The sequence below is a fragment of the Nonomuraea antri genome, from assembly GCF_013283785.1.
GTDB lineage: Bacteria > Actinomycetota > Actinomycetes > Streptosporangiales > Streptosporangiaceae > Nonomuraea > Nonomuraea antri.
In genome coordinates this window covers 1-10,069 of sequence record NZ_JABCPZ010000320.1, presented here as the reverse complement: position 1 = coordinate 10,069, position 10,069 = coordinate 1, and the positions used below count along the sequence as shown (strand labels likewise).

Below are 10,069 nucleotides of genomic sequence, written 5' to 3'. Positions count from 1 at the left end.
GTGGCCTGGGGCGCCGCGCCCGACGGGGCGGCCGCCTGGGGGCCCAGCTCGACGTGCGGGACCACGGAGCTCTGGGTGTTTCCCGGCAGTTGGAGCGTTCCTTCGGTGCCGGCCTTGGCAGCCAGGGCCGCCGCCTCGTCGGCCTTCTTCTGGGCGGCCTCCCGGTCCAGCCGTTCCTTGATCTTCTCCGGGTAGCCGTAGCCCACGACCTTGCTCGTGTCGCGTTCCTTGCGCTTGGCCACGCCGCCGTCGATGTTGCCCTCGATGGTGAAGATCTTGCCGTCTTCGACCTTGGTGACGATGCCGACGTGGTCGATCCTGTCGGTGTCGTTCGAGCCGCTCCAGTCGTAGAAGACGAGGGCTCCTGGCTTGGGCGTCTTCCCCCAGGCGTCCTGCTCCTGGAACCATTCGGCGTGGGCCACCGTCCAGGCGAACTGCCCGATCCATTCCTGGTAGCCCAGCTTGTCCGCCGCCCACGACAGGTACATGTCACACCAGGGCGCCGAGGTGTAGTCCGCGTCGAACTCGACGTTCTTGCCGTACCAGTCGCCGAACTTGGTGTACTTGCCGGCCTTCTCGGCGTAGCCGAGCTGGCTCTCCAGCAGGTCGATGTACTTCTGCATCTCGGGCGTCATGGAAGTGCGGGGAGACCCTTCCGGACATGACCGGGTTTGACCGCCTGACCAGGGGTATGGGGAACCTGGGACAAGTGTCACAAATCCGGAGACGTGTACTCTTCAGTGATCAGCGAGGTTACCTGCACCTATTTGCAGGTCAAGCACACGCCAAGAGAGCGTCAAGCCCCGCCATACGGCATCTTCGCAGGTCAGCCTGCCTGCCGGAAATATCCGAAACCAGGTGATTTAAGGTAAAAAGATCTACCTGCGAGCATCGTGCTCGTCGTGCGCGCGCCGCAACAGGGCCATGAGCTTGTCCTCCTCGCGGATCCGCGCCCGGTGCTTCTCCGGCAGCGCGCGGATCTGGGCCTCCTCGGCGAGCAGCTTCTGGAAGATCTCCTCGCGCCACCTCGGGTCACGTTCGATGTCCAGGTACTCCTGCGCGTGACGGCGGGCGGCCGAGACCGTGTTCTGCACCCGTCCGCGCTCGCTGGCCAGCGACGCGATCACGGTCACCGCCAGGACGCCGATGATCACCGTCAGCGACAGCCCGGTGCTGATCTCGGTGACGGGCACCGGCTCGCCGTCGTTGATGAACGGCACGTTGTTCTCGTGCAACGCGTGCAGGATGAGCTTGATCCCGATCAGCCCCAGGATGACGGCCAGCCCGTACGACAGGTAGATGAGGCGGTCCAGCAGCCCGTCGATGAGGAAGTAGAGCTGCCGCAGCCCGAGCAGCGAGAACGCGGTAGCGGTGAACACCAGGTACACGTTCTGGGTGAGCCCGAAGATGGCCGGGATGGAGTCCAGCGCGAACAGGATGTCGGTGCCCGCGATGACGATCATCACCAGCAGCATCGGGGTCATCACGCGCTTGCCGTCCTCGTAGGTGAACAGCTTGTCCCCGTCGTAGCTGTCGGACGTGCGCGAGAACCGCCGCGCCAGCCGCAACATCACGTTGTCGGCGTGACTCTCCTCGCTCTCCGCCTTGAGCAGGTTCCCGGCGGTGAGCAGCAGGATGAGGCCGAACAGGTAGAACGCCGACGCGAACGAGTTGATCAACGCGGCCCCGAGCAGGATGAACCCGCTCCTGGCGATCAACGCGAACACGATCCCGAACAGCAGCGCCTTCTGCTGATCGGCCCTGGGCACCTTGAAGCTCGACATGATGACGAGGAACACGAAGAGGTTGTCGACCGACAACGCCTTCTCCGTCACGTACCCGGCGAAGTACTCGGCCCCGGGATCGGCGCCGCCGAAGATCCACACCCCGACGCCGAACAGCACGGCGATGCCCACGTACAGGGCCGACCAGACCGCCGCCTCCTTCAGCGTGGGCACGTGCGCCTTGCGTACGTGGAAGACGAAGTCGAACAGCAGCAGCCCGACGATCCCGAGGATGGTCAGCCACCACACGGCCGCGGATACGTCCACTCTGGCTCCATGTCTGCACCTCGACGCGGGCCGTCGTGGGGGATGGCGACCCGTGAGACTGACGAGGCGCACGCAACCCGGAACTCGTTAACTGGTACCCGCCGGGGGCCCGGCCGAACGCATCCGGGTGTTCAGTACCCGGCGCCGGTCAGCAGGCCGCCGTCGGCGGTGAACTCGCTGCCGGTGCAGTAGCTGGACCGGTCGGAGGCCAGGAACGCCACCAGGTGCGACACCTCCACCGGTTTGGCGAACCGCTTGATCACCATCGACTTCATGAACGCCTCCACGTCCACCTCCCGCATCAGGTCCGGGTTCAGCGCCATGGCGGTGTTGATCGCGCCGGGATGCACCGAGTTGACGCGGATCTTGAACCTGGCCAGCTCGCGGGCCGCAGCCTTGGTCACCCCTCTGATCGCGAACTTGGAGGCGGAGTAGGCCGACAGGCCCTCGGCGCCGATGAAGCCCTCGATCGAGGAGATGTTCACGATCGAGCCCCGGCCCGCCGCCCGCATCGGCTCGATCGCCGACTTGACGCCGAGCCAGGTGCCCTTGAGGTTGACGTCGAGCACCCGGTCGAAGTCCTCCGGCGTCATGTCGGCGATGCGGCCGTATTTCAGGATCCCGGCGTTGTTGACCAGCACGTCCAGCCGGCCGTGCGCCTCGACCGCCGTCCCCACCGCCTGCCGCCACTGCTCCGGGCTCGTCACGTCGTGCCGGACGTAGCGCGCGCCGGTCTCCTCGGCCAGCGCCTTGCCCTCCTCGTCCAGCACGTCGCCGAAGACCACGCGCGCGCCCTCCTCCAGGAACAGCCGGACGTGCGCCGCGCCCATGCCCCGCGCCCCGCCGGTGATCAGCGCGACCTTGCCGTCAAGCAGACCCATGGCGTCCTCCCGCCGCTACGGCCACCGCGGCGGCCTCCATGGTGCGGTAGACGGGGATTCCCGCCGCCGCCGCGATCCGCCTGACCTCGTCCTCGACCCCGTCGGGCGCGCAGTCGCCGTTCCTGGTCACCAGCGTGATCCTGAGGTCCGGCCGGGTGCGCTGCGCGTCGGCGAGGTGGCGGGCGTAGTCGTGCAGCGGGTCCGCGCTGTCGCCGTAGGTGAAGAAGCTCTGCACGTTCACGTGCGCCACCACGTCCCGGTACGCCCCCCTGGCCACGATCGCGTCGATCACCCGGGGCACCAGGTCAGGACGTCCGCGCGGCCCGACAGGCACCTCCAGCGGATTGCCGTCGGCCGCCACGCCCAGCCCGCCCAGCGCGACTCCGCCGGGCAGCGGATCGAGCCGCACCCCGGCCCGGTCGAACGCGTCGGCGGCCAGCACGCTCGCCCCGCCGCTCGGCCCGATCACCAGCACCCGATCGCCCGCGACCCGGCGGCGGCCGTGCGCCTGGAAATAGGCCAGCACGCCGATCAGGTCGTCCTGCCCGGAGACCAGCGTCGCGCCGGACTGCTCGGCCACCGCCGCCCAGATCCGGCCGTCGCTCACCAGGCCGCCGGTGTGCGAGGCGGCCGCCTGCCTGCCCTGGCCGCTGCGGCCGCCGACCAGCAGCACCACGGGCAGCGGGCAGCCGGACAGCGCCTCGTACAGCGCCCGGCCGCCGCGCGGGTCCTCCAGGTACAGGCCCACCGCGCGGGTCTCGTCGTCGCGCGCCAGCCAGCCGAGCAGCTCGGCGGGGGTGACGTCGGCCGCGTTGCCGACCGTGACGACCCGGCTGAAGGCCAGCCCGCGCCGCTCGCCGACCTTGATGACCTCGCCGGCCAGGCCGCCGCTCTGCGAGATCAACGCGATCGAGCCGGGCGGCCCGAGCCCGCCGCCGACGAACGTCTGACGTCCGCGCGGGCTGTAGACGCCCATGCAGTTGGGGCCGAGCAGCCGCGTCCCGGACTCACGCGCGGCCGCGACCAGCTCCCGCTCCAGCCCGTCGCGGCCCGCCTCGCCGAACCCGCCGCTCATCACCTGCACGAACGGCACGCCCGCGGCCTGACGCACCACCTCGGGACACCGCTCGGCGGGGACGGCGACCAGCGCGTAGTCCACCTCGGCGGCGGCCAGCGACGGGACGGCGGGCACCCCGGCCACCCGATCGGCCGTCGGATGCACGGCCACCAGCGGGACACCGGTCTCCCGGTAGAAGTCGAGAAACATGGTGCCGAAGTTCGGCTTGCCGGTGGACGCGCCCACGACCGCCACCGCCCTGGGCTCGAAGAGCGGCAGGAAGTCCGTGCCGGGCACGCGGGAGGGCTCGACGACCGCAGGGGGAGCCGGTAGGTAACGGGCGTCCACCGCCACGACGCCCGTCTCGGTGGCGATGACCGGGTTCAGCTCGAACTCGCCCAGCTCCAGCCGCTCCCACAACCCGCCGGGCCCGCCCACCGCCATGATCAGCTTGACCAGCGCGGCCACGTCCACCGAGCGGCCCCGATGCCCGTGCAGCAACGCCGCCCCGCGCAGCGAATCGAGCATGGCGCGCACGTCCGGCTCGGACACCGGGCACAGCCGCAGCGCCGTGTCGCGCAGCGCCTCCGTCCACACCCCGCCCAGCCCGGTCAGCAGCACCGGACCGAACCCGGGATCGCGCACCAGGCCGACGATCAGCTCGACCCCGGCCGCCGCCTGCTCCTCCACCAGGAACCCGGCCGGCTCGACACCCTGCTCACGCAGCCCGGCCGCCATCTCGGCCGCCGCCGCAGCGACCTGATCGGCGGCCAGCCCGAGCCGCACCGCCCCGGCCTCCGACTTGTGCACCAGCCCCGGCCCGTACGCCTTGAGCACCAGCGGCCCGCGCAGCGACGCGACCGCGGCGAAGTCCGTGCCGGGCACCGCCACCCCGCGCGGCACCGGCACGCCGGCCTCGCGCAGCAGCGCCTTGACCTCGTGTTCGGCGACCGCGGGCGCGGCCGGCACGCCTGCTCCACCCACGCGCGGAGCCGCGGTCACGCCTGCCCCAGCAGGCCGCGGAGCTCGCGGCGCAGCAGCTTGCCCGGACCGCCCGAGGCGTCCTGCGAGTGCGGCAGCTCGCCGGTGACCACGAGGTGGTCGGGACGCTGATGCGGCGGCAGCAGCTCGGCCAGGGCCAGCGACAGCTTGGCGGCCTCCAGCGTGTGACCTGCCCGCGGCACCACGGCGAGCAGCACCTCCTGCTCGGCGGCGCCCTCGGGCACCCCCACCGCGCCGGCCTCGGCCACGCCGTCCAGCCCGGCGGCGGCCTCCTCGATCACCGACGGCTGGGTCCAGACACCGCCCTTGGCGATCGCGTCCTCGCGCCTGCCGAGCACCCGCAGCACGCCGTCGGCGGAGACGGTGCCCAGGTCGCCGCCCACGTACCAGTCGCCGCGCAGCACCTCGGCGGTCTTGCCCGGCTGACCGTCGTACTCGGTCATCCGGTGCGGGCCGGCCAGGTTGATCTCGCCCACCTCGTCGATCACCCGGTTGCCCGCCGGGTCGGTGATCCGCACCGCGTTCCCGGTACGGGCCCGGCCGGAGGCGCCGAGCGGGGTCGAGCCGTCGTCCACCCGTCCCATGCAGGTGTACGGGGCCTCGGTCTGGCCGTAGTAGGAGTAGACGCCGGCCTCGGGCAGCCTGGCCTTGATGCGGTCGAGCATGGGCGCGGTCAGCGGCTCGCCGCCCAGCATGATCACCCGGATGGACGACAGGTCCACGTCCTCGTGCTCGGACGATCCGAGCAGCGCCGCGTAGAACGACGGGATCTGCGACACGTGCGTGACGCGCTCGCGCGGCACCACCTTCAGGAAGTTGGCCGGGCCCCAGTTCTGCTCCAGCACCAGCCGCATCCCGGCGTACAGCGCCGGGCCGACGATCGCCGGGAAGCCGATTCCCCAGATGATCGCCCCGGTGCCGAAGACGGAGTCGGGGCCGCGTGGCACGTCCAGCCAGATCTGCGCGGTGGCCAGCGAGGACGCGTGCGTGTGCACGACCGCCTTGGGCAGGCCGGTCGTGCCCGAGGTGTAGTACAGCGCCAGCGGGTCGTCGCCGAAGCCGCCCAGCGGCGGCTCGTCCTCGGACGCGGTGGCGGCGAGCGCGTCCAGGTCGAGCGCGTCGTCGTCGGGGCCGCCGACCTTGATCCAGGTGGTGACCTCGGGCAGCGCAGGCCTGATCTCGGCCACCTGGCGTTCCACGGTGGAGTCGTACACGAACGCGGTGCAGCCCGACGCGGCCACCACGTCGCGCAGCGTCTCGACCGGCCAGTACGGGTTCAGCGCCGCCGTCAGCGCCCCGAGCTTGGCCTGGGCCAGGTACACCTCGGCCACGTGCAACGTCTCGTTGAGCAGCGCGGCCACCCGGCGTCCAGGCGCGATGCCGGCCTGGAGCAGCGCGTGCGCCCGGCGGTTGACCGTGCGGTTCAGCTCGTCGTAGGTGAAGCTCCGCTCGCCGCAGTACGTCAGCGCCACCCGGTCAGGCGTGCGCAGCGCGCCGGCGGTCAGGATCGCGTGGCCGTAGTTGCCGTAGGGTGATCGCGCCATGGGGGGCCTCCAGGTCAGAGGGGCTGAGAGAGCGCTCGGGGGGCTCGCGGAGCGCTCAGAGTGGCGAATAGAGCACGAAGACGTTGCCCGAGGGATCGCGCAGCACGGCCCGCGTCTCGTGCGGCCCGGCCTCGGGCGCGCGCACCACCTCGGCGCCGCGCGCGGTCAGGTCGGCGACGGCCCGTGTCACGTCGTCCACCTTGTACGACGGCGCCGCCGACGCCGTCACCTGCTCACCGGGGCCGGCCAGCGCCACCGTGACGCCGCCGCCGTCGAGTGCGGCGAACCTGTCGCCGTCGCGGAACTTGACCGGCAGCCCGTAGAAGGCGATCGCCTCGTCCAGGTCGGCGACGGGGATCAGCACATTGCCGAGCTTCACGCGGGCCTCCGATGGTTCACGCGGGCCTCCGATGCTTCACGCGGGTCTCCAATGCGGTAGGTCGTCCAGGAACGTCACGCGCACCGGCATGCCGATGCGCACCTCCTCCGGCGCGCACCCGACGACGTGGCCGAACGCGCGAGCGCCTTCCCGCAGGTCCACCCAGGCCATCACGTACGGCTCGCGCCCCCGGTACGCCGGGACGAACGAGCGGTGCACCACCGTGAACGTGTGCACGGTGCCTTCGCCGGAGACCGCCTCGAACACCAGCCCGTCACCGCCGCACCAGGGGCAGCGCGCCTCGGGCAGGTGCACCCTGCGGTCACAGGACGTGCAGCGCTGGATGACCAGCTCGCCGCGCGCGCAGGCGGCCCAGTACGGGGAGGTGTCAGCGCTCATTTGCTGCCAAGCTAGCGCACGCTTGGTTAGCCGACAAGGGCCGGTCGGCCGGGGAGCCGGGCCGCCGCCTCAGTACGCCGGCGTCCGGCCGGGCTCCTGGGTGGGTTCCTCGCTGGGGGTGGTGATCATCGGCGTCCGGGTGCTCTGCGCAGTCTGCGTCGCCTGGGTGCTCTGCGTGCTCTGGGTGGGCGTGGCGGCCGGGGTCCTGCCGGACGTCGGGGACGTCGCTGTCGGCGTCGGCGTCGCCGACGGGCAGGCGGGGCCCGGCACCGGCACCTCGCTGACCTGCGGCCCGTTGCCCGCGGCCGGCACGGTCATCACCAGGATCCCGAAGTACGCCTGCTCGCCGCAGCCCACCCGGCCCTGGGTCAGGCTGAGCGAGCGGGTGTAGGCGGTGCCGCCGCGCAGGGTCCTGTTCTCCTCGCGCAGCGTCCGCACCGGCCCGTCGCCGTCCCGCCGCGTGTACGTCACCCGCAGCCGCACCGGGCCAGGCCCGTCCGCCGAGACCCTGACCAGGCCCGAGTAACCGCTCCACTGCACGATGGAGGCGGCGAGCACGGCCGGCGGCGCGACGGCGTTCCCGCTCTGCCGGTCGGTCGGCGCGGGCGGCGCCGCCGAGGTCGCCGGGGCGGTGGGGGCTGCGGACGTCGCGCGCGCGGTGGGCCGGGGCGCGGCGCTGGTGCGCGGCGGAGTGGGGGTGTGCGCGTCGGCCGGCGTGGGGTCGAGCGCCGTCGTGGTCTCGGGCCCCGGCATCAGCACCGTGCCCGGCCCTGGCGGCAGGTTCCCGCCGGACGCGACCAGCGCGATCATCACGGCCACCACCACCGCCCCGGCGATCCACAGATGCGGCGGCAGCCCGGGGACCCGCAGCAGCGCCTTGGCCCGCTCGGCGGCCGGCGTCTGCGCCGCGTGGTCGGTCCTGGCCAGCGGGAAGCGCAGCGCCAGCAGCGTGGCCAGCTCGCCCAGGTGCCGCCGGCCGCGCTTCTCCCAGTCCGGCCCGTACGCCGCCGCCGCGTCCTCCTCCAGCTCGGCGGCGAACTGCGCGGCCGAGGCGTACCTGGCCGCCGGGTCCTTGGCCATGCCGCGTCTGAGCAGGTCGCGCAGCGAGTCCGGGACCACCTCCAGCGGCACCGGCTCCACCAGGTGCTTGTCACGCAGGGCGGGCACGTCCTGGTGCGCGGGCGCGTCCGGCTCCTCCTTGGGCGCGCGGTACGGCGGACGTCCCCTGACCGACTCGAACAACACGCACGCCGCCGCGTACAGGTCCGCGGCCGGGCCCGCCCGGTCCTGCGTCCACAACTCGGGCGACATGTACGGCGGACTGCCCGCGGGCACCCCGGGCTCCTCGGCGTGCACCACGATGCCGAAGTCGGCCAGTTTGGTCGTGCCATCGGCCTGGACCAGCACGTTCTCCGGCTTGACGTCGCGGTGCGGCACGCCCTCGCCGTGCCCGGCGGCCAGCGCCAGCAGCGTGCTCTTGAGCACGGCCAGTGCGGCCTCGGGGCTGGTCCTGCCGTGTTCGGCCAGGATCGTGCGCAGCGACACGCCGTCCACGAGTTCCATCACGACGGCGGCCCGGGTCGCGGTCTCGACGTACTCGTGCACCTTCACCACGTTCGGGTCGTCGAGGTCCACCAGCGCGTGGGTGTCGGCGCGGAAGTGGTCCATGAACTCGGTGTCCCTGCGCAGGGTGGCGTTCAGGTACTTGATCGCCACGTAGGCGCCGGTGGATTGGTAGGTGGCCAGGAACACGCGGCCGGTGCGGCCCGCGCCGAGCTGACGTACTTCGCGGTAACCCGGGACCAAGTCCAACCCCCATGAGGCAGCCGTCGTGGATTCGACGGTCTCACCCGGGGTTCGGGTTGTCACGAATCCAGAAATTTCGCGGTTCGTAAGGGTGAAGTGACGGCGGGTCGCCGGCGGGCGCGGGTGATACCCTGGATCTTCCCAAGCAAGCGCTCGGCTAAGACGGGAGGCCGCCGGTGGACCGCGTGGCCGTGCTGGTCATGGAGATGCAGCGAGGCGTCGTCGGCGATCTCACGAAATTTCCCGAACTGGTGGAGGCGTGCGCCCGGCACGACGTCATCCCGAACACCGCCCGCCTCCTCCACGCGGCGCGGGCGGCCGGGCTCCCGGTCGTCCACTGCACCGCCGCGTTCCGCCGGGACCGGGCCGGCTCGCACACCGCCAACTGCCCGTTCATCGTCAGCCTGCTCCGCGACCCCGCCCACATGCTGGACGGCGGCCCGGCCGTCGAGGTGCTGCCCGAGCTGTGGGACGACGGCGACCTGGAGAGCCGGCGGCACCACGGCTTCTCCCCGTTCACCGGCACGTCCCTGGACATGACGCTGCGATCGCTCGGCGTCTCCGCGGTGGTGGCGGCCGGGGTGTCGCTGAACCTCGGCATCCCCGGCCTGGCCCTGGAGGCGGTCAACCTGGGCTACCGGGTCACGGTGGTGACGGACGCCGTGGCGGGGATTCCCGAGGACTACGCGCGGGGCGTGCTGAAACACACCCTCAGCCTGCTGGCCACCCGCACCGCCACCCACGACCTGGTGGCGGGATGGGCATGATGGACGGACTGCGGCTGGACGGCCGGGTGGCGGTGGTGACCGGGGGCGCCGGCGCCATCGGCACGGCCATCGCCGCCGACCTCGCCGCGCTCGGCGCCCGCGTCGTCCTCGCCGACGTTGACCTGACCGCCGCCCGCCAGGCGGCCGCCCACCTCGGCCCGCCGCGACCGGCCACCCCTGCCC

General features: G+C 72.2%; 10 protein-coding genes. 2 read left to right on the top strand and 8 right to left on the bottom strand.

All coding sequences use genetic code 11. The features are described 5' to 3' along the window. The 8 genes from HII36_RS50465 to HII36_RS50430 form a co-directional block, all read right to left on the bottom strand. The coding region (locus tag HII36_RS50465; RefSeq protein WP_217370964.1) for a CHAP domain-containing protein at window positions 1-623 on the bottom strand (623 nt) is incomplete at its 3' end. A 255-nt stretch (window positions 624-878) separates the two neighbouring features. Further along, entirely contained in the window at window positions 879-2,051 is a 1,173-nt protein-coding gene (locus tag HII36_RS50460; protein ID WP_173530535.1) for a TerC/Alx family metal homeostasis membrane protein, read from the bottom strand. 131 nt (window positions 2,052-2,182) lie between these two features. Then, the gene (locus HII36_RS50455; protein ID WP_173530534.1) at window positions 2,183-2,932 is read right to left on the bottom strand and encodes a glucose 1-dehydrogenase; all 750 of its coding nucleotides are present in this window, start codon (window positions 2,930-2,932) and stop codon (window positions 2,183-2,185) included. Then, the gene (locus HII36_RS50450; RefSeq protein ID WP_328808266.1) at window positions 2,919-4,958 is read right to left on the bottom strand and encodes an acetate--CoA ligase family protein; all 2,040 of its coding nucleotides are present in this window, start codon (window positions 4,956-4,958) and stop codon (window positions 2,919-2,921) included. The genes HII36_RS50455 and HII36_RS50450 overlap by 14 nt, the downstream gene beginning before the upstream one ends. Before the next feature lie 29 nt (window positions 4,959-4,987). After that, the gene (locus HII36_RS50445; protein ID WP_173530532.1) at window positions 4,988-6,535 is read right to left on the bottom strand and encodes a class I adenylate-forming enzyme family protein; all 1,548 of its coding nucleotides are present in this window, start codon (window positions 6,533-6,535) and stop codon (window positions 4,988-4,990) included. A 55-nt stretch (window positions 6,536-6,590) separates the two neighbouring features. Next, complete coding sequence (locus HII36_RS50440; RefSeq protein ID WP_328808265.1) at window positions 6,591-6,914, bottom strand: VOC family protein; 324 nt, start codon at window positions 6,912-6,914, stop codon at window positions 6,591-6,593. A 36-nt stretch (window positions 6,915-6,950) separates the two neighbouring features. After that, on the bottom strand, window positions 6,951-7,313 hold the full coding sequence (locus HII36_RS50435) for a Zn-ribbon domain-containing OB-fold protein (RefSeq protein ID WP_173530531.1): 363 nt from the start codon (window positions 7,311-7,313) through the stop codon (window positions 6,951-6,953). Between the two features lie 69 nt (window positions 7,314-7,382). Next, window positions 7,383-9,119: a serine/threonine-protein kinase gene (locus tag HII36_RS50430; RefSeq protein ID WP_173530530.1), complete on the bottom strand. Its 1,737-nt coding sequence runs from the start codon at window positions 9,117-9,119 to the stop codon at window positions 7,383-7,385. Window positions 9,120-9,295: 176 nt separating this feature from the next. Here HII36_RS50430 and HII36_RS50425 point away from each other — a divergent pair, with 176 nt between their 5' ends. Together HII36_RS50425 and HII36_RS50420 are read left to right on the top strand one after the other, a co-directional pair. Then, window positions 9,296-9,886, top strand: a complete 591-nt coding sequence (locus HII36_RS50425) for an isochorismatase family cysteine hydrolase (RefSeq protein ID WP_328808264.1) — start codon at window positions 9,296-9,298, stop codon at window positions 9,884-9,886. Next, a partial coding sequence (locus HII36_RS50420; protein WP_236004926.1) for an SDR family NAD(P)-dependent oxidoreductase occupies window positions 9,883-10,069 on the top strand: 187 nt, incomplete at its 3' end. The genes HII36_RS50425 and HII36_RS50420, both read left to right, overlap by 4 nt.